Raw genomic sequence first — 18,397 nt, 5'->3', positions numbered from 1 at the left:
CCCCAACGTGGATTTGGTCTGGCACCGCCGGGGGGCCCCGCCTAAACGTTTCGGCGGGCCCCTCCTGCGTTCCTCGTCAGTGCTGAACCGGGATGATCCCCGTCAGCCACTTGAAGACCTCGGGAAGCATGTTGCTCCAGACGTCCGTGGTGTGCGGGCCCGTCATCTCCTGGACGGTGACCGTGGTCGGCGCCTTGGCGGCGGCCTTCACCGCGAGACCGGACTCGTAGCCGTCACCCTTGTTGCCGGCCAGGAACAGCGCGACCTTCGGCGGGGTGGCGGCGGTCTTCAGGATGTTCAGCGGGTTGGAGATCTCGCGCAGGTGGGGGTCCTTCGCGGTGAGCGAGGCGTCCTCGGCGGCCGGGTCGTTGTACCCGGAGAGGCTGATGCCGGCGCGGTACCGGTTGGGGTGCGCCACCGCCAGCTTCTCGGCGCAGTGGCCGCCGGCGGAGTAGCCCGCCACGGCCCAGCGGTCGGCGGAGTCGTCCACCCGGAAGTTGTCCAGGACCATCTGCGGGACGTCCCGGGTGAGCCAGGTCTCCGCGTTGACCTTGCCGGGGACGTCGGCGCAGCCGGTGTCGGTGGTGTTGCCGAGCAGCAGGGTGCGCGGGGAGACCAGGATGAACGGGGAGACCTGGCCGTTCTGCATCAGCGGCTTCAGCTTGGTGGTGACGTGCAGCGAGCCGTACCAGGTGGAGGAGGAGCCCGGCCAGCCCGGCAGCAGTTCGACGACCGGGAACTTCTTGTCCTTGTACGCCGGGTCGTCGTACTGCGGCGGGGTCCAGACGACGACCTCGCCGTCCACGCCGGACACCTGGCCCTTCAGGTCGGTGGTCTTGACGTCCTTGGGGACCTTCGGGTCGTCGACCGACTTGAACTGCTGGATGACCTTGGGCCGGTCCTTGGCCGTCTGGTCCGGAGCCCCGTTCGGGTCCTCCTTCGGCACCGTCGGCACGGCCCGGATGTGGTTGCCGGTGCCGAGCAGGTCGTCCCAGCTGCCGTAGATCAGGTTGGCGTTGTTGACCATCACGAAGACCATCAGCACGGCCGTGATCTGGGTGAAAAGAATCATGATCAGCCGGGTCAGGAACTGCAGCGGCTTGGGTCCGCGCACCCGCCCCCAGAGCAGCATGGCAACCGCGATCGAGATCGGCACGAGGATGATCGTGAGGATCAGAAATGGCTTACCAGTTAGTTGCATCTACTTCTCGTATCCGGGTTGCAGGCTGACCGGGCTCCGCTAGCCCGGCACGCTCTCCGATGGGATCAGACGGTCTCGAACGGGAGATCAGTTCTTCTTAAACCTGGTGGAAAGCTGAGAGGAACGTCACATTTTGCTGGGAACCGGCTTGGTGCGGGGACAAGTCTGCCATTCGCCAGTACCGGTACGTCTAACGGGTCCTGGCCTCACCGGGCACCGCGCGGACTTGGCGCACCGTCACCCGCGCGGCGGTCCGGCGGCGGTGCGCGCGTGACGACCCGGCCGCCGCCCCCCGACACTGGTAGGCATGCCACGAACCGTAATGACGCTCCTCGCCCTCACCCTGCTGGCCGCCGGGTGCAGCAGTACCGGCGGTCTGCGCGCCGAACAGGCCCGCAACCGGGAGGCGAGCAAGGCGGGCGGCGCGGTCGACACCCCTCGCTGGACGGTCGCTATGGTCACGCACGCCGGCGCGGGTGACTCCTTCTGGGACACCGTCCGCAAGGGTGCCGAGCAGGCCGCGGCCAAGGACAACATCACCTTCCTCTACTCCAACGACGCGCAGACCCAGGGCCAGGTCCAGCTGGTCGACGCGGCGATCGACCAGAAGGTCGACGGACTGCTGGTCTCGCTGGCCAAGGGCGAGGCGATGGCCGCCCCGCTGGCCCGGGCGAAGGCCGCGGGCATCCCGGTGATCAGCATCAACTCCGGCCAGGAGTTCTCGGCCCGCTTCGGCGCCCTCACCCACATCGGCCAGGACGAGACCACGGCCGGCCAGGCCGCCGGGACGGCGCTGGGCACCCGGGGCCGCAAGGACGTCCTCTGCGTGATCCACGAGCAGGGCAACGTCGGCCAGGAGCAGCGCTGCTCCGGCGCCAAGAGCTCCTTCGGCGGGCAGCTCCAGACCCTGTACGTGGACGGCGTCAACCTGCCCGACGCCAAGGCCGCCATCGCCGCCAAGCTCCAGGCCGACCCGGCCCTGGACACCGTCCTCACCCTCAGCGCCCCGCTCGCCGCCACCGGGCTGCAGGCGATCCAGGACGCCCGGCGCGGCGTCGAGCTGGACACCTTCGACCTCAGCACCCAGGTGGTGAGCGGCCTCCAGGCCGGCACGATCGGCTTCGCCGTGGACCAGCAGCCCTACCTCCAGGGCTACGAGGGCGTCGACCTGCTCTGGCTGTACCGCTACAACCTGGACGCCCTCGGCGGCGGGAAACCGGTGCTCACCGGACCGCAGGTGCTCACCAAGGACGACGCGAGCGCCCTGGCCCAGTACGTCGCCCGGGGTACCCGGTGAACACTGAGGTGCTCGCCCACGAGCGGCCGCTGCGGCGGCACCACTCCCGGCCGGAGCTCGGCGCGCTGCTCGCCGCCGCCGTGGTCTTCGTCTTCTTCTCCGTGGTGGCGGAGAGCTTCCTGCGGCCCGCCTCGATCGGCACCGTGCTCTACGCCGCCTCGACGATCGGGATCATGGCGGTCCCGGTGGCCCTGCTGATGATCGGCGGCGAGTTCGACCTCTCAGCCGGGGTCGCGGTGACCACCGCCGCGCTGACCTCCTCGATGGTCTCCTACCAGTTCACCGCGATCACCTGGGTCGGGTCGCTGGTCTCGCTGGCGGTGGCCCTGGGGGTCGGCGCACTGAATGGCTGGCTGCTGTCCCGGACCGGCCTGCCCAGCTTCATCGTCACGCTGGGCACCTTCCTGATGCTCACCGGCGCCAACCTGGGCGTCACCAAGCTGGTCTCGGGCACGGTCTCCACCAAGTCGATCGCCGACATGCAGGGCTTCGCCTCCTGCCACTGGCTGTTCGCCTCCCAGTTCACCGTGGGTGGACTCACCGTGAAGGCCACGGTCTGGTGGTGGCTCGGCCTGGTGCTGCTCGGCAGCTGGATCCTGCTGCGCACCCGCTTCGGCAACTGGATCTTCGCGGTCGGCGGAGACGCGGCGGCCGCCCGGGCGGTCGGGGTGCCGGTGGCCCGCACCAAGACCTGCCTCTACCTGGGCGTCGGCTTCTGCGCCTGGGTGCTCGGGCAGCACCTGTTGTTCTCCTTCGACACCGTGCAGTCGGGGGAGGGCGTGGGCAACGAGCTGATCTACATCGTGGCGGCGGTGATCGGCGGCTGTCTGATCACCGGTGGCTACGGCTCGGTGGTCGGCTCGGCGCTCGGCGCACTGATCTTCGGGATGACCAGCAAGGGCATCGTCTACGCCCAGTGGAACCCGGACTGGTTCAAGTTCTTCCTCGGCGCGATGCTGCTGCTGGCCGCGCTGCTCAACTCCTGGGTGAAGCGACGGGCGGAACGGGGGCCGGGCCGGTGACACTGCTCGAACTGACCGAGGTCGGCAAGAACTACGGGGCGGTCCGCGCTTTGGAGGGCGTCTCGCTGGCGGTCGAGGCGGGGAAGATCAGCTGCGTGCTGGGTGACAACGGCGCGGGCAAGTCCACTCTGATCAAGATCATCGCCGGGCTGCACCAGCACGACGAGGGCCGCTACGCCATCGCCGGAGAGGAGGTCCGGCTCGGTTCGCCCCGGCAGGCGCTGGACCGGGGGATCGCGACGGTCTACCAGGACCTCGCCGTGGTGCCGCTGATGCCGGTCTGGCGGAACTTCTTCCTCGGGGCCGAACTCGGCAGGTTCCGCCTCGACGTCCCCAGGATGCGGGCCGTCACCCGCGAGGCCCTGGCCCGGATGGGCATCGACCTGCCCGACGTGGACCGGGCGATCGGCACCCTCTCCGGCGGACAGCGCCAGTGCGTGGCGATCGCGAGGGCCGTCCACTTCGGTGCGAAGGCGCTGATCCTGGACGAGCCGACCGCCGCGCTCGGCGTCAAGCAGTCGGGCGTGGTGCTCAAGTACGTGGCCGCCGCCCGGGACGCCGGGCTCGGGGTGGTGCTGATCACCCACAACCCCCACCACGCCCATCTGGTGGGCGACCACTTCACCCTGCTGAAACGAGGGAGGATGGCGGGTAGCCATCCGCGCTCGGAGATCAGCCTCGAACAGCTCACCACCGAGATGGCGGGCGGATCCGACCTGGCCGAACTCTCCCACGAGCTCGGCCGTACCGACCCGAAGGAGCGTCCGCCGACGTGACCGTGATCCCGAGCGGCACCGCCAGGCCGCCAGTGCTGCCCACCCTCTTCGGCCTCGGCCCGCGCAACGCCGACCGGCGGCGCCGGGCCCTGCCCGCGAGCGTGCTGCGCCTGCCCACCATCGGCGTGGACATCGGCGGCACCAAGGTGGTCGCCGGAGTGGTCGACGGTGAGGGCAAGGTGATCGACCGGCTGCGCACCGAGACCCCGGACAAGAGCAAGAGTGCCAAGGTGGTCGAGGACGTCATCGTCGAACTGGTCCTGGAGCTGGCCGACCGGCACGACGTGCACGCGGTCGGCATCGGCGCGGCGGGCTGGGTGGACGCGGACCGCTCGCGGGTCCTGTTCGCCCCGCACCTGAACTGGCGCAACGAACCGCTGCAGGAAGCCCTCAGCGAGCGGTTCCGCTTCCCGGTGATCGTGGAGAACGACGCCAACGCCGCCGCCTGGGCCGAGTGGCGCTTCGGGGCAGGCCGGGGCGAGGACCACATGGTCATGATCACCCTGGGCACGGGCATCGGCGGCGCGGTCGTCCGGGACGGCTTCGTCGACCGCGGAAAGTCCGGCCTGGCGGGCGAGTTCGGCCACATGCAGGTGGTGCCGGGCGGACACCGCTGCCCCTGCGGGAACCGGGGCTGCTGGGAGCAGTACTCCTCCGGCAACGCCCTGGTCCGGGAGGCCCGCTCGCTGGTCGAGGAGGAGTCGCCGGTGGTCGAACCGCTGCTCGCCCGCGCGGGCGGCTCCCGGGACGGGATCACCGGACCGCTGGTCACCGAGGCGGCCCGGGCGGGTGACCCGGTCGCGATCGAGTTGCTCTACGACATCGGCAACTGGCTCGGCGTCGGTATCGCCAACCTGGCCGCCGCGCTGGACCCCGGACGCTTCGTCATCGGCGGCGGTGTTTCGGACGCGGGCGACCTGCTGCTCGGCCCGGCCCAGGAGGCGTTCCGCCGCACCCTCACCGGACGCGGATTCCGCCCCGAGGCCCAGATCGTGCACGCGGCCCTCGGCAACGAGGCGGGACTGGTCGGCGCCGCCGACCTGGCCCGCCAGGTCGCGCGGCGCTTCCGCACCATCAAGCGCCGCCGCTCCGAGCGGGCACACCTCGGCTGAGCTGCGGAGGATCCGGGCTGCTGGTGCGGCTGCGGCTGTGGGTACGGGTGTGTGCCGGAGCGGACTGCCGGGGTGCGTGGAGCCCGGAGGTCCGCTCCAGCCGGTGCCGGTGCCGGTGGTGCCGAGTGAGCCGGTGTCGAGCCGGCCGCGCGGGCCCGGGGCGAGCCGGCTGGTGGAGCCGCTGACGGCAGGTCGGTCGTGGGATGGTCGTCGTAGCCGTCCCGGAGCTGCGGCCCGTAGTGGACGGGCAGGCCGCGGTCGATGCCGTCGACGGTGCCCCGAGGTGGTGGTCGAGCCCGGGCCCGGGTGTCCGGCCGGACGCCGTCGGGCAGTTGGGCGATGTCGGTAATCTCGCCGGTGACGTGGCCGCCGGGCGCGGCCCAAGGCACTCCGATTAGGTCAACTTCTGCTGGAGGCAGGTGAGTTGGCCCGGCGGGAGGATGCTCTCGCTCCCGGCTCCGACGCTTGGTGGCCCGGGCGTGCCGTCCCGCCCCGGATGAGTGGGTGCTGTCGAAGCAAACCCGTCGACGGGGTCGCGGAGCGACCGCGACCGTACCGGCCGGTAGTGGCGCAAAGGCGTCCCGATGCGGCGTTGTGGCGACCGCTCTCCGTGTGAAAGAACGGGGACTTGACGCTGCCTCAGGAGGCCCGCATGAGAGCTCTGGTCCGATTCGTCCCAACGCTCGCGCTGAGCACGGCCCTGATCTGTTCGGCCGTCGCCCCCGCGCAGGCCGAGGGTGCCGCACCGCCGAAGACGCCGGAGGCGGTCGGGTACGGCGGCGCCGTCGCCAGCGTGGACGCCGATGCCACGGCGGCCGGGATCGAGGTGCTGCGCCGGGGCGGCAACGCGGTGGACGCGGCCGTCGCCACGGCAGCCGCCCTCGGCGTCACCGAGCCCTACTCGACCGGTATCGGCGGTGGCGGCTACTTCGTCTACTACGACGCGCACACCGGAAGGGTCTCCACCATCGACGGCCGGGAGACCGCCTCCCGGAGCGCCGACTCCTCGCTCTTCCTGGAGAACGGCAAGCCACTGGCCTTCGCGGACGCCGTGACCAGCGGCCTCTCGGTGGGTGTCCCCGGCACCGCCGCGACCTGGCAGCGCGCCCTGGACCTCTGGGGCAGCCGCTCCCTCGCCGAGGCACTGAAGCCCGCCGAGCGGATCGCCGACCACGGCTTCCTGGTCGACCAGACGTTCCAGGACCAGACCGCGCTCAACCAGGACCGGTTCAAGGACTTCCCCGACACCCGGAAGCTCTTCCTGCCCGGCGGCCGACTTCCGGTCATCGGAAGCACGTTCCGCAATCCGGACCTCGCCGCCACCTACCGCGAGCTGGGCCGCGAGGGTGTGGACGCGCTCTACCGGGGCGATCTGGGCGCCGACATCGTCAAGACCCTCCAGCACCCGCCGGTGGACCCGGCCTCCGGACGCACCGCCCGTCCCGGGAAGGTGGACGCGGCCGACCTGGCGGCCTACCGGGTCGACCGCCGGCAGCCGACCCACGTCGACTACCGGGGCTACGACGTCTACGGCATCGCGCCGTCCTCCTCCGGGGGCACCACGGTCGGCGAGGCACTCGGCATCCTCTCGCACAGCGACCTCGCCTCGCTGAGCAGCACCCAGTACTACCACCGCTTCCTGGAGGCCAGCCGGATCGCCTTCGCCGACCGCAACCGCTGGGTCGGCGACCCGGGCTTCTCGGACGTGCCGACCCGGCAGCTGCTCTCACCGCAGTTCGCCGCCGCGCGAGCCTGCCTGGTCAGCCCCGACCACGCGCTGACCAGCCCGCTCGCCCCCGGCGACCCGCGCCACCCGGCGGCCTGCGCGAGCAGCGGCCCGGCCGTGCCGGAGACGTACGAGGGCCAGAGCACCTCGCACCTGACCGTCGCGGACCGCTGGGGCAACGTGGTCTCCTACACCCTGACGATCGAGCAGACCGGCGGCAGCGGCATCACCGTCCCGGGACGCGGCTTCCTGCTCAACAACGAGCTGACCGACTTCTCCTTCACCCCCGTCACCCCCGGCGTGCCCGACCCCAACCTGCCGGGCCCCGCCAAGCGGCCGCGGTCGTCCATCTCGCCGACCATCGTGCTCCGTGACGGCAAGCCGTTCTTCGCCACCGGTTCGCCGGGGGGCGCGACCATCATCACCACCGCGCTCCAGGTGCTGCTCGGCCGGATCGACCGCGGACTGACCCTGGAACAGGCCATCGCCGCACCACGGGCCAGCCAGCGCAACACCGCGCTCACCTATGCCGAGCCGGCGTTCCTGGCGCTGCCCGAGCGGACCGCCCTGGAGGCGCTCGGGCAGAGCTTCACCGACGGCGGCGAGATCGGCGCGGCGACCGGTGTCGAACGGCTGCCCGACGGTCGCTGGATCGCGGCGGCCGAACCCGTCCGGCGCGGCGGCGGTGCCGCGGCGGTGGTCCGGCCCAGCCACTGAGCACCGGGCCGGCCCGACGGGGCGCGGGAGGCTTCCAGCCGGTGCGCCGGACTCCTCCCGCGCCCCCGGGAGCTCCCGCACAGCCCCGGGCCCGCCCGGATCCGTGCCGGGCCCGGGCGTGCGGGGCCCCCGCTGCGGCCGGCCTGTCGGTGGCGGGCGGTATGTTCGGGGTGGGAGCCTCCTGGGGTTCTCCGTCCGTCGTCCGCACCAGCTCCGCACGCCCGGGAAGGCCGCCCGTGACCGTCCGAATCGCCACCTGGAACATCAACTCCGTCACCGCCCGGCTGCCCAAACTGCTGGAGTGGCTCGACGGTGCCAAGCCCGACGTGCTCTGCCTGCAGGAGCTCAAGTGCGCCACGGACAGCTTCCCCGCCGAGGCCGTCCGCGAGCTCGGCTACGAGGCCGCCGCCCACGGCACCGGCCGGTGGAACGGCGTCGCGATCCTCTCCAGGATCGGCCTGGACGACGTCGTCCGCGACCTGCCCGGGCAGCCCGGCTACCTGGCCGACGACGCGCTGCTGCCCGAGACCGAGCCGCGCGCCGTCGCGGCGACCTGCGGCCCGGTCCGGGTCTGGTCGGTGTACGTGCCCAACGGCCGCGAGGTCGACCACGCGCACTACCGCTACAAGCTGGAGTGGCTGGAGACGCTGCGCCGGGCCGTCCTGGAGGACGCCGCCGGGGCCCGCCCGTTCGCCGTCCTCGGCGACTTCAACGTCGCCCCGACCGACGAGGACGTCTACGACCGCGCCGCCTTCGAGGGCCAGACCCATGTCACCGAGCCCGAGCGCGCCGCCCTCGCCGCCCTCCAGGCGGTCGGCCTGCAGGACGTCGTGCCGCGCCCGCTGAAGTACGACCGCCCGTACACCTACTGGGACTACCGCCAGCTCTGCTTCCCCAAGAACCGCGGCATGCGGATCGACCTCACCTACGGCAACAAGCCCTTCGTCGAGGCCGTCAGCGACAGCTACGTCGACCGCGAGGCGCGCAAGGGCAAGGGCACCTCGGACCACGCGCCCGTGGTGGTCGACCTGGCGCTGTGACCGGGGCTCCGGCCGTCGCCGCCGGGCCCGTGGCCTACCCGAACGGGCCCGTGCGGTGGCCGTCGGTGTCGGCGCTGCCTAGCGTCGGGGGCGACAGGGCGTAGTCGTTCGACCACGTGGACGACCAAGTCCCCGGCTGCGCCCGAGAAGCTGGAGGTACGGGCATGCGCATTTCGCGTACCGCCGCAGCTCTGCTGGGAGGCTCGGCTCTGGTCGCGGTCGCGGTCCCGGCTGCACTCAGTTCCGCGGCGCCCGAGACGCCGGCCAAGGAGGCCGAACAGGCCCTGGTCAGCCCGGCCGCGGCGGCCCCCGGGGAATCGGTCACGGTCAGTGTCGCCTGCGGGAACAACGCCGAGAAGAGCGTCACCGCCAACTCACAGGCGTTCGCGACCGGCAAGGCGACCCTGAACGCCGACTCGGACGGGAAGTACAGCGGCACCGTGCGGCTGGCCTCCAAGGACGAGTTCACCAAGTTCGCGGCGGCCAAGTCCGGCAAGGACGCGGACGACTGGGGCGTCGACGGCAAGTGCCCCGACGGCAGCGGCTTCGCCGGGGCCGTCCAGGTCGCGCTGGCCGCCGCCGGTCCGAACGCGGGCCCGAACTCCGGCCCGAACGCCGCCCCCGGGTCCGGTTCGGGCGACAACGGCGGCGGCCACGACAACGGATCCGGTCGCGACAACGGGGCGGGCCGCGGCAGCGGCGAGTTCGGGGGCAAGTCGGGCGGGGCGGGTCGCGACAACGGCGGCGGCCACGAGAACGGCGGCGGCCACGAGAACGGGTCCGGCCACGAGAACGGGTCGGGCCGCGACAACGGCGGCGGCCACGAGAACGGCGGCGGCCACGAGAACGGGTCCGGCCACGAGAACGGGTCGGGCCGCGAGAACGGGTCGGGCCGCGACAACGGCGGCGGCCACGACAACGGGTCAGGCCGGGACAACGGCGGCGGCCGTGACAACGGGTCGGGCCATGGCGGCGGTCACGGCCACGACAGTGAGTCCGGGCGCTACCCGCACGGCGGAATGGGCACCGGCCTCGGTGGTTCGATCGCCACCGACCCGCGGCAGCTGGCCGCCGGCGGCGCCCTGGTCGCGGCCGGGATCGGCGGCTTCTGGCTGCTGCGCCGCCGCACCAACGCCTCCGACCAGGACGGGGCTCAGCGCTGAGCGGCTGGGTGCAGGCCTGCACCAGGCGCGGGCCGCCTGACGCAGGCCTGCACCCAGCCTCCGGTGATCCGTCGGTGGACCTTCGTGCTCAGCGCCCCGTGGAGTGGACCGGGGCGCTGAGCGGCGTCCGGGCTCCGTGCGGGCCTGCCTCCGCCGCCGTGCCGTCCGCGGCCCCCGCGGCCTTCGGGGAGTCGGCCGACTGGGCGCGCAGGGTGCCGACGGCCAGCAGGTACTGGGCCGCGATGTAGGTCGCCATGATCCAGAACTCGTGTCCGGGAAGCTCGCGCCAGCCCGCCAGCTGAGTGGCGATCAGGGTGTCCGAGAGCAGGAACAGCGCCCCGCCCAGACCGGTCCGCCAGCCGAGGCCGGAGGAGGTCACGGCGGTGGAGGCGAGCAGCAGGCTGTACAGCGCGACCGGGATCTTCAGATCGCCGAGGCCGGGCCAGAGCTGACTCACCATGGCCGCCCAGGCCGCCGCGTACGCCGCCGCGATCAGCGCGGTGCGCCGGCGGTCGTCCAGCGCGCCCTGCTTGACGAACATCGTCACGTAGCAGACGTGCGCGGCCGCGAAGGAGCCCATCCCGGCCAGGAAGGCGGTGTCGCCACCGACCTGGAGCAGGACGTCGCCGCCGGTGCTGGCCGCCAGCGCCGAGGTGAGCAGCCTGGGCGTCCGCTCGGCCCTGGCCAGGGTGTGCGCGGCGAGCAGCGGCATCAGCGCGGGCTTGGTGGCGAGCTGCAGGGCGCTCGCGCCGGTGGCGATGGCGCCGAGATGGGCGGCGGAGGTGGCGGCGAGTCCGCCCAGCAGGCCGCGGGCGGTGCGCAGGCGTCGGGTGATGGTCATGCGGCGGTGCCCTCCGGGCGGTCGGTCGGGGTCGGCTTCCAGCCGGGGCCCTTGGTGAGGTGGCGGACCCGGTCACCCCAGGTCTCGGCCTTGGCGAGGTCCCGGGCGATCGAGACGTACTCGTGGGTGGCCACCCGGAGCGGGTTGAAGGAGTTCAGGTCCTTCGTCAGTCCGAAGACCGGCCTGGTGGTCTCCGGGGTGAAGCTGCCGAACAGCCGGTCCCAGACGATCAGGATGCCGCCGAAGTTGCGGTCCAGGTAGCCGCCCTGGGAGGCGTGGTGCACCCGGTGGTGGGACGGCGTGTTGAAGACGTACTCGATCGGGCGCGGCAGCCGGTCGATCCGCTCGGTGTGGATCCAGAACTGGTAGACCAGGTTGGCCGAGGAGCAGAAGGCCAGCGCGGCCGGGTGGACGCCGGCCAGGATCATCGGCACGTAGAAGGGCCAGACGGTGGCGCTGGTCCAGGGCTGGCGGAGCGCGGTGGAGAAGTTGTAGTGCTTGCTGGAGTGGTGCACCACGTGGCAGGCCCAGAGGATCCGGATCACGTGGTGGCCCCGGTGCGACCAGTAGTAGCAGAAGTCCTGGGCCAGCAGCATCAGCGGCACGGTCCACCAGAGCACCGGGACCCGCAGCGGCGTCAGCTCGTAGAGCACGGAGTAGATCGCCACGATGGGGATCTTCCACCCGGCGTCGAAGAGCAGGCTGCCGAGACCCATGGTGAGGCTGGTCGCGGTGTCCTTGACTCCGTAGCCCTGCTCGTCCTCGTCCGGATGGAACCGGAGCGAGACGATCTCCAGGACGGTGAGCAGGACGAAGGCCGGTATCGACCACAGCACCACGTTGGGCAGGTTCGGCATGACCTGGACGATAGGCGACGTGGGCGGCCTGCGGAAGGGGTTGTTACCGGTGCGTAGGATATTGCGTTCGAGAGTGCCGTCCGGTGCCCGCGGTGAAATCCCCGACCGGGCCGGATGGTGCCACCGGCGAGCTCACCCACCGTCTAGTCTGGTGTGCGACATGGAGCAGTACGAGTACGCGACCGGCGCCGGGGAGGTGGCCGGCGGCGTGGCAGGCGGGCGCGGGGTGGGAGCGGGGCAGCTCACCGCCGACGCGCGGGTCGACGTACCCGGCGGGACGGGCACCGGTGTCCTGGTCGAGGCCGAGGTGTCCGACGGCGGCCGGACGGCGGTGCCCGGTGGGATCGGGGACGTCGGGGCGGAGCGGCTCGCGGAGCGGCTCGCGGCGGCCGAACCGGGTGTCGCGCACGACCTCTTCGCGGCGGCCTTCGGCCTCTACGGGGCGCGGCACTTCGGCGGGGTGCTGGACTCCGGGCAGGCCGCGGCGGCCGGGACCAGTTGGTGGCACGGGCCGAGCGTGCGGCTTCCGTCCGGGCTCAGGTCCCGTGCGGGACGTCCGGTGCAAGGTCCGCGCCGGGCCCGCCGGGTCGCTGCCGACGTGCTGCCGGGCGCGGTCCCGGCCACGCGCGGCCGCCATCGCAAGCCCGAGCGTTCGCCCGGTGCCACCCCGCAGCAGATCGCGATCGAACGGCGCACCGCCGCACGGCTGTTGGTGGCGCACCCGGTGGTGACCGCAACCGGGCCGCACGGGGCGGGGTTCCCGCTGGTCCGTCGGCACGCGGACTGGCTGGCGGAACGGTTCCTCACGGTGCTCGGCTACCCCCTGACGATCGGTCACTCGTACGCCCGGCTGCACAAGGCCGGGCTGCCGGGCCGGGGGCTGACCGGGTTCGAGCCCGCCGGGTACGCCTGCCTGGTGCGGGCGCTGGCGGCGCTGGCCGACGGGCAGCCGGCCGGCGTGGACGAGCCGGCGGTCCGGCAACTGCTGGACGAGTGGCAGGTGTTGACCTGGAGCGAGGACGGCCGACCGGTGGTCGACCGCGAACTCGCCCGCGCCCTCGGCCCGCTGGCCGCCCCGCCCGCGGCCGGCCCGGCCCTCTCCGTGCGGCGGCGGCTCGCCGAGGCGCCCGTGGTCCTGCTGGACGAACTAGGCCCCAAGGAGCGCGGCTGGCTGCTGGAGCACCAGCACACCGAGGCCGAGCTGTTCGCCGACTTCCTCGGGCTGGAGGCGGAGATCAGGAGTGAGGGCGTCGCCCTTCTCGACCCGGCCGACGAGCTCACCGACCTCGCCCTGCCCGGCACCGGCACGCTCGCGCAGGCCGCCCTGCTGCTGGTCGAGCGGCTGGTGGAGGACCTGCGCCCGCTGCCCGAGGAGTCGGCGCCCCCGGCGGTGCTGATCCCGGACGCGCTGATAGACGGCGCGCTCGGCGACATCACCGACGAGTACGGACTGGCGGCGGGTTGGCGCCGCGACTACCTGGCGGACCTGACGGCCTTCCGGCGCGACGCGCTCGACCTGCTCCACCGGATGCAGCTGATCGCTCCGGCGGGGCGGGCCTGGCTGCTGCGCGCCCCGGCCGCGCGCTATGCGCCGCCGCTGGAGGTGCACCGGGCGCCGGGCTCGGGGCGGCACTCCCGGCCGGGGTCGGGGGCCCAGCAGGAGCTGTCGGCCTGAGGACGGCCGTGTGCGGCTGCGGCCGCCGGGCCGAGCAGGCGTTTCGGGGTGCCTGCCCGCAGGGGTGCGGGTGGTGTCCGCAGGCCCGTGCGCCGCTCGGGTACCGCCCGGGGCTGCGGGCCGGGCGGCTCAGCGGGCCGGGGCGCTGACGGCGAGGGTGTCCTGGCGGACGGACTCGACCGTGGCGGCGACGCCGAGGCTGCCCAGGGCGATCGAGGCGGCGACGGCGGCGCAGGCGAGGACGCGGCGATGCCGCTGGGGGAGCGGGAACCGGTCCGGAGGAAGGGCCTGCGGGGCCGAGGTCGGCTGAGCGTTCATGTCAGAGAGCATTCCAGGAGGGTGTTAAACGGTGACTACGTCCGGGTGAAGTCTGGGCGGGGGCTCGGCGTCGGGACATCTGTGCAGGTGGCGGGCGGGTGCGCGGCCGGTGGACGGGGTGTGCGGCGCCGCCGGCCGGGGCCGCGCGGGGTGCGCCGTCCGTTCGGGGCGTGAAGGCGGCGGCCCCGGTGGCGGCCGCGCCGGGTGCGTGAGCCGTCGGGCCCGTACGGGATGCGGCTGCCGCGTCGGTCGCGGGCGCGGAGCAACCGGGGGACACATGCGGCCAGCAGTTGCTGGGTCATGCCGTAGAAGAAGATCGGCAGCAGCACGGCCGGGTGGCTGCCGAACTGGCTGCCCGCCAGGGCGGCGGCCGCCGTGGTGTTGTTCAGGCCGGTGGCCAGGGTGAGCGCGGCGGTGGAGTCCCGTTCGATGTGGGCCCGGCGTGCGGTGAGCCAGCCGACCAGGAAGGGGAGGGCGCACACCGCGCCGCCCGCGAGCAGGGCGAGGGCGACCAGGCGGGGCTCGGGCCGGCGGTCGATCTCGCCGAAGACCCCGGCGGCGTTGAGGTAGGTCAGCCCGAGCGCGTTGAGCAGTCCGAGCAGCCGCAGCCAGGGCAGGACGGCGGCGCGGAACCGTCCGCCGGCCAGGCCCCGGGTGAGCCGTCGGGCGGCGAGTCCGGCCAGGCAGGGGACGGCCACCCAGAGCGCCATGAACCCGCAGGTGGCGTCGGATCTGGCGAGCGCGTCCAGTACCTGGCGCGGGCCGCCGGTCTCCGGCTCCCCGGCGAGGACCAGCCCGAGCGGCACGGTGAGCGGGCTGAGCAGGGTGGTCGCCAGCACCAGGCCGAGGCCGAGGGGTGCGTTGGCCCGGGCCTTGGCGCCCCAGGTCTGGGTGGCCCCGGCGACCGGCATGGTGGCGGTCAGGGAGAGCCCGACCACCAGCCAGAGCGCCTCGTGCCGGTCGGGCCAGCAGCCTGCGGCCCGCTCGGCGCCGAGCAGGACGAGCATCCGCAGCACCAGTGCCACCCCGAGCCCGGCCAGCAGCAGTCCGGGGCGCAGCAGCGCGCGGGCGACGTCCGCCGCACGGACCTCGAAGCCGCCGATGAACATCGCGGCGAGCAGCATCAGCATCGGCGGACTGGCCCCGGGCACCGGGTGGCAGTGCCTGATCAGGGCGGCGGCCCCGGGGAGCGCGAGGCCGAGGGCGCAGGCCGCGACGGTGGCGACGGCCAGGTGGGCGCGGACGGCCCGGTCGGTGGTTGCGGCCCGGCGGCCGGGCAGGGGTGCGCGCAGTGCCGCGGGTACGCGCGCGGGGTCGGCCGGAGCCGGGTGTCCGGCTGCGTGCGAGGGGCCCGTCGGGCGGGTCGAGCGCGGCAGTACGGACGCTCGTAAGGACATCGTGCGGGCCTTCTCGGCAGCTCGGGCGGGTGGTGCGTCGGCCAGCATGCCACTGATCTGACTGTCTGTAATGCTGGGTTGCGGTCGGTGACCGGACGGAAGTGCCCCGTCCGGTCCGCTTCGGCCGGACGGGGCACGGGAACCGCGGCATCCGGCAGCTCGTGGGCGGGTGCCCGGATTTCACCCGGACGGGGGACGCCGGGCGCTGTGCCGTTCGGCCACCGCCTCGCCTCGCCTCGCCTCGCCGACCGCGACCCGGACGGCGTCCCGCAGGCCGTGGGTCGGATGCGGTCGGAAGGGACCGGCGGCCGGGTCGGTGCGCAGTTCCCTGGCCGGGGCCGGGCGGAGCGCCGGCGTCACCACCGCGAACGGCAGCGCACGCCCGGTTCGCTCCCCGTCCTCCGCCCCGGCACGCCGTGAGGGCCGCACCTCGCGGGAGGTGCGGCCCCTGCGGCGCCGGTCGGCGAACGCTCAGGCCGCGTACGGGACGGCGGCCGGGCGGGCCGTCGCCAGGTACCCGGCCAGCGCGTCGCGGCTCCGGGTGAGGGTGTCGATCCGGCCGTCCAGGTCGGCCAGTTCGGCGTGCAGGGTCGCCAGCAGGTCGGGGCAGGCCTCCAGGGCGGGCAGCGGCCCGGTGGCGCACGGGAGGATCTCGGCGATCACCCTGGTGGAGAGGCCGGCCGCGAGCAGGCCGCGGATCTGACGGACCCGAACCTGGGCGTCGGCGCCGTACTCCCGGTACCCGCCGGAGGTGCGCTCCGAGCGGAGCAGGCCCTGCTGCTCGTAGTACCGCAGCAGGCGGGTGGAGACGTCGGTCAGCTTGGCGAGTTCCCCGATGCGCATGGGTGGGCCAACGCGGCCGTGCGTCCGGTTGTTCCAGGTGAACGGCGAGGTCACCGGTGCTGCTCGGCGAGGAAGTCCCGGAGGGCGGCCAGCAGTTCGGGGCCGCGTTCGACGGCGACCAGGTGGCCGGAGGCGAGTTCGAGCAGCCGGGCGCCGGGAATGCCCTCGGCGAACGTCCGGTGCTGGGCCGGGACGGAGAGGGTGTCCTCGGTGGTGCTGATCACCAGGGTCGGTGCCGTGATCCGGGCCAGGTCGCCGGTGACGTCCACGGTGCGGACCAGCTCGAACTGCCGGCGCAGGCCGAGCGGGGTGCTCGCGACCATCACCTCGGTCAGCAGGGCGAGTTCGCCCATGGAGTGCCGGTCGATCCACTCCGCGCTGAACGCGAACGGGATGTTGAACCTGGCCCGCAGCTCCGGGCTGAGCCGCTCCGCCTCCAGCAGCGAGTCGACCAGCAGCCGGATGTGCGAACCGGTCCTGGCGACCCCGGCTATCAGCACCAGCGAGCGCACCCGCTCCGGGTGCCGGACCGCGGCCCGGACCGAGACCGCCGAGCCGAGCGAGAAGCCGACCAGGTCGAAGGTCTCGTGTCCCTCCTCGACGGCCGCCCCGACCAGGCGGTCCGCCAGGTCGTCCAGGGTGAGCGGGCCGGGTTCGAGCGGAGTGCCGCCGGAGCCCGGGTAGTCCGGCGCCACCACGGAGTAGTGCTCGGCGAGCGGTCCGATCAGCGCACCCCAGTTCGCCTCGGCGCCGCCGCCCGCGCCGTGCGCGAGGACGAGGCCGGGGCCGGAGCCCTTGGTGATCCGGGAGAGCGGGCGGGACGTCATGGTGTGCTCCTCGATGGGTCGTCGGGTGCGCAGGCCGGGACTGCCGGTGCGCGGTGCCTTCACTGAGGACGGTAGAGGTTGACACCCGTGTCAGGGTCAAGCCGTCCGCTGTCGGAGCCCTCCGGATCCGCCCTATCATCCGGAGCATGACAGGGCGGCGCCGAGCCCCCAACCACCCTCCGGGTGCTCGTGATCGCGCCGTCTCCCATCCGGGGTTCCCGTCCCACCCAGACCGGAATGGATGCGAGCGATGAACGAGTTCGAGTACGACCGTGAGCAGCGGGCGGCGCAGACGGCTTCCCGCGGTGGACTTCCCACCGGCAGCGGGCTCCCCTCCGGCGGCGTGGAGTCGTCCGCCCCGGTGGCCGGGATCGTCAAGCCGCTGCCGCCCGAGTGGTTCGTCCCGCACGAGACCAACGCCGAGATGCGCTGGGACACCCTGCGCGAGAGCTGTACCGGCTTCCACGTCCCCACCGAGCGGTTCTTCGTCCGCAACCACACCAGCACCCCGGTGATCGACCCGGACACCTGGCGGCTCACCGTCACCGGCGACGGACTGCGCGGACCCGCGGTCAGGTTCGGCCTCGCGGAACTCAGGCGACTGCCGGTCACCTCGTTCAGCTCGGCCGTCGAGTGCGCGGGCAACGGTCGCAGCTTCTTCGCCACCCAGCAGGGGCACGGCGTCCCCGGTACCCCCTGGGCACTCGGCGGCATCGGGGTCGCGAGCTGGCGCGGCGTGCGGCTGGCCGAGGTGCTGCGGGTGGCCGGACTGCGCCCCGAGGCGGTGGACGTGATGCCGGTCGGGCTCGACCCCGACTACGTCACCTCCGACGGCCGGAACCTGGGCCACGTCCGCCGCCCGCTGCCGATCGGCAAGGCACTGGACGACGTCCTGCTGGCGTACGAGATGAACGGCGAGCCGCTGACCCCCGATCACGGCGCGCCGGTGCGGCTGGTGGTGCCGGGCTGGGTCGGGATCGCCTGGATCAAGTGGGTCGGCACCATCGAGGTCGCCGCCGAGCCGCTCCACTCGCCCTGGAACACCGAGTTCTACCGGATGTTCGGCCCCGACTACCCGCGGGAGGGCGGTGCGCCGCTCGCCGGTCAGGTGGTGAAGAGCGCCTTCGAGCTCGCCCGGGGCGCCGAGCTCGCCGTCGGCGAGTGCCACCGGCTGCACGGCCGCTCCTGGTCCGGTGCGGCGACGATCCGTCAAGTCGAGGTGAGCACGGACGGTGGTCGCGGCTGGCAGCCCGCGCGGCTGCTGGACCGGCCGGACGCCGGCACCTGGACCCGTTGGAGCTTCGACTGGCGGCCCGCGTACCCGGGCCCGTACACGCTGCTGGCGCGCGCCGGTGACCAGGAGGGAAACACTCAGCCCCGACGGTCCCCCAACAATCGCGAGGGCTACCTGTTCGACGCCGTGGTGCTGCACCCCGTGATTGTTGTCTAGACCACATGCGGTGAGCTGGCCACTACTCCTGGTAGGGTGCCGGGCTGACGCGTTCTCAATCTGTGAGCAGTCCTTAACGTCGATGAGACTTTGATGAACAGGGGCCTTTCGGGTGCGGATCGGTACAGAACTGCG

The 18,397-nt window shown here is 73.1% G+C and carries 16 protein-coding genes; 9 read left to right on the top strand and 7 right to left on the bottom strand.

Annotated features, from left to right (window positions below; genetic code table 11):
* Window positions 1-76: 76 nt before the first annotated feature.
* The gene (locus ACFC1R_RS22460) at window positions 77-1,156 is read right to left on the bottom strand and encodes an alpha/beta hydrolase (RefSeq protein ID WP_375941226.1); all 1,080 of its coding nucleotides are present in this window, start codon (window positions 1,154-1,156) and stop codon (window positions 77-79) included.
* Window positions 1,157-1,508: 352 nt separating this feature from the next.
* On the opposite strand from ACFC1R_RS22460, the gene ACFC1R_RS22455 reads away from it, so the two are divergent.
* From ACFC1R_RS22455 to ACFC1R_RS22425, 7 genes are all read left to right on the top strand, one after another.
* Window positions 1,509-2,498 carry a substrate-binding domain-containing protein gene (locus ACFC1R_RS22455; RefSeq protein WP_375941224.1) on the top strand — a complete coding sequence of 330 codons (990 nt, stop codon included), beginning with the start codon at window positions 1,509-1,511 and terminating at the stop codon, window positions 2,496-2,498.
* The gene (locus ACFC1R_RS22450; protein ID WP_375941222.1) at window positions 2,495-3,520 is read left to right on the top strand and encodes an ABC transporter permease; all 1,026 of its coding nucleotides are present in this window, start codon (window positions 2,495-2,497) and stop codon (window positions 3,518-3,520) included. The genes ACFC1R_RS22455 and ACFC1R_RS22450 overlap by 4 nt, the downstream gene beginning before the upstream one ends.
* Complete coding sequence (locus tag ACFC1R_RS22445) at window positions 3,481-4,296, top strand: ATP-binding cassette domain-containing protein (RefSeq protein WP_375941235.1); 816 nt, start codon at window positions 3,481-3,483, stop codon at window positions 4,294-4,296. The genes ACFC1R_RS22450 and ACFC1R_RS22445 overlap by 40 nt, the downstream gene beginning before the upstream one ends.
* A 2-nt stretch (window positions 4,297-4,298) precedes the next feature.
* Window positions 4,299-5,408, top strand: coding sequence for an ROK family glucokinase (locus tag ACFC1R_RS22440; protein WP_375941233.1), 1,110 nt, complete (start codon window positions 4,299-4,301; stop codon window positions 5,406-5,408).
* Between the two features lie 652 nt (window positions 5,409-6,060).
* On the top strand, window positions 6,061-7,851 hold the full coding sequence (gene ggt / locus ACFC1R_RS22435) for a gamma-glutamyltransferase (protein ID WP_375941220.1): 1,791 nt from the start codon (window positions 6,061-6,063) through the stop codon (window positions 7,849-7,851).
* A gap of 236 nt (window positions 7,852-8,087) precedes the next feature.
* On the top strand, window positions 8,088-8,891 hold the full coding sequence (locus tag ACFC1R_RS22430; RefSeq protein ID WP_375941218.1) for an exodeoxyribonuclease III: 804 nt from the start codon (window positions 8,088-8,090) through the stop codon (window positions 8,889-8,891).
* 164 nt (window positions 8,892-9,055) lie between these two features.
* Window positions 9,056-10,054 (top strand): hypothetical protein, encoded by a 999-nt coding sequence (locus ACFC1R_RS22425; protein ID WP_375941216.1) that lies wholly within the window; start codon window positions 9,056-9,058, stop codon window positions 10,052-10,054.
* Between the two features lie 88 nt (window positions 10,055-10,142).
* Here the strand turns inward: ACFC1R_RS22425 and ACFC1R_RS22420 are convergent, their stop codons facing one another.
* A complete protein-coding gene (locus ACFC1R_RS22420) occupies window positions 10,143-10,895 on the bottom strand; it encodes a lysoplasmalogenase (protein ID WP_375941214.1) in 753 nt (250 codons plus the stop codon).
* Complete coding sequence (locus ACFC1R_RS22415; protein WP_375941213.1) at window positions 10,892-11,752, bottom strand: sterol desaturase family protein; 861 nt, start codon at window positions 11,750-11,752, stop codon at window positions 10,892-10,894. The genes ACFC1R_RS22420 and ACFC1R_RS22415 overlap by 4 nt, the downstream gene beginning before the upstream one ends.
* Before the next feature lie 160 nt (window positions 11,753-11,912).
* Between ACFC1R_RS22415 and ACFC1R_RS22410 the strand changes: the two genes are divergently transcribed.
* Window positions 11,913-13,427, top strand: coding sequence for a DUF2398 family protein (locus tag ACFC1R_RS22410; protein ID WP_375941212.1), 1,515 nt, complete (start codon window positions 11,913-11,915; stop codon window positions 13,425-13,427).
* 129 nt (window positions 13,428-13,556) lie between these two features.
* Here the strand turns inward: ACFC1R_RS22410 and ACFC1R_RS22405 are convergent, their stop codons facing one another.
* The 4 genes from ACFC1R_RS22405 to ACFC1R_RS22390 form a co-directional block, all read right to left on the bottom strand.
* Window positions 13,557-13,745, bottom strand: coding sequence for a hypothetical protein (locus tag ACFC1R_RS22405; RefSeq protein ID WP_375941210.1), 189 nt, complete (start codon window positions 13,743-13,745; stop codon window positions 13,557-13,559).
* 35 nt (window positions 13,746-13,780) lie between these two features.
* Window positions 13,781-15,190 (bottom strand): hypothetical protein, encoded by a 1,410-nt coding sequence (locus ACFC1R_RS22400; protein ID WP_375941209.1) that lies wholly within the window; start codon window positions 15,188-15,190, stop codon window positions 13,781-13,783.
* 423 nt (window positions 15,191-15,613) lie between these two features.
* Complete coding sequence (locus tag ACFC1R_RS22395) at window positions 15,614-15,985, bottom strand: MerR family transcriptional regulator (RefSeq protein WP_375941207.1); 372 nt, start codon at window positions 15,983-15,985, stop codon at window positions 15,614-15,616.
* 50 nt (window positions 15,986-16,035) lie between these two features.
* On the bottom strand, window positions 16,036-16,812 hold the full coding sequence (locus ACFC1R_RS22390) for an alpha/beta fold hydrolase (RefSeq protein WP_375941205.1): 777 nt from the start codon (window positions 16,810-16,812) through the stop codon (window positions 16,036-16,038).
* Window positions 16,813-17,062: 250 nt separating this feature from the next.
* On the opposite strand from ACFC1R_RS22390, the gene ACFC1R_RS22385 reads away from it, so the two are divergent.
* Entirely contained in the window at window positions 17,063-18,262 is a 1,200-nt protein-coding gene (locus ACFC1R_RS22385; protein ID WP_375941203.1) for a sulfite oxidase, read from the top strand.
* The last annotated feature ends 135 nt before the right edge of the window (window positions 18,263-18,397 follow it).

Origin of the sequence: Kitasatospora sp. NPDC056138 (assembly GCF_042264695.1) — a bacterium.
GTDB lineage: Bacteria > Actinomycetota > Actinomycetes > Streptomycetales > Streptomycetaceae > Kitasatospora.
This window is presented reverse-complemented; position numbering and strand designations above follow the sequence as displayed.

Bases quoted from the DNA above. Each gene is read 5' to 3' on its own strand.
- ACFC1R_RS22395 (WP_375941207.1), bottom strand. From the start codon at position 15,985: ATGCGCATCGGGGAACTCGCCAAGCTGACCGACGTCTCCACCCGCCTG.
- ACFC1R_RS22390 (WP_375941205.1), bottom strand. From the start codon at position 16,812: ATGACGTCCCGCCCGCTCTCCCGGATCACCAAGGGCTCCGGCCCCGGC.
- ACFC1R_RS22400 (WP_375941209.1), bottom strand. From the start codon at position 15,190: ATGCTGGCCGACGCACCACCCGCCCGAGCTGCCGAGAAGGCCCGCACG.
- ACFC1R_RS22410 (WP_375941212.1), top strand. From the start codon at position 11,913: ATGGAGCAGTACGAGTACGCGACCGGCGCCGGGGAGGTGGCCGGCGGC.
- ACFC1R_RS22415 (WP_375941213.1), bottom strand. From the start codon at position 11,752: ATGCCGAACCTGCCCAACGTGGTGCTGTGGTCGATACCGGCCTTCGTC.
- ggt (WP_375941220.1), top strand. From the start codon at position 6,061: ATGAGAGCTCTGGTCCGATTCGTCCCAACGCTCGCGCTGAGCACGGCC.
- ACFC1R_RS22420 (WP_375941214.1), bottom strand. From the start codon at position 10,895: ATGACCATCACCCGACGCCTGCGCACCGCCCGCGGCCTGCTGGGCGGA.
- ACFC1R_RS22405 (WP_375941210.1), bottom strand. From the start codon at position 13,745: ATGAACGCTCAGCCGACCTCGGCCCCGCAGGCCCTTCCTCCGGACCGG.
- ACFC1R_RS22455 (WP_375941224.1), top strand. From the start codon at position 1,509: ATGCCACGAACCGTAATGACGCTCCTCGCCCTCACCCTGCTGGCCGCC.
- ACFC1R_RS22425 (WP_375941216.1), top strand. From the start codon at position 9,056: ATGCGCATTTCGCGTACCGCCGCAGCTCTGCTGGGAGGCTCGGCTCTG.
- ACFC1R_RS22385 (WP_375941203.1), top strand. From the start codon at position 17,063: ATGAACGAGTTCGAGTACGACCGTGAGCAGCGGGCGGCGCAGACGGCT.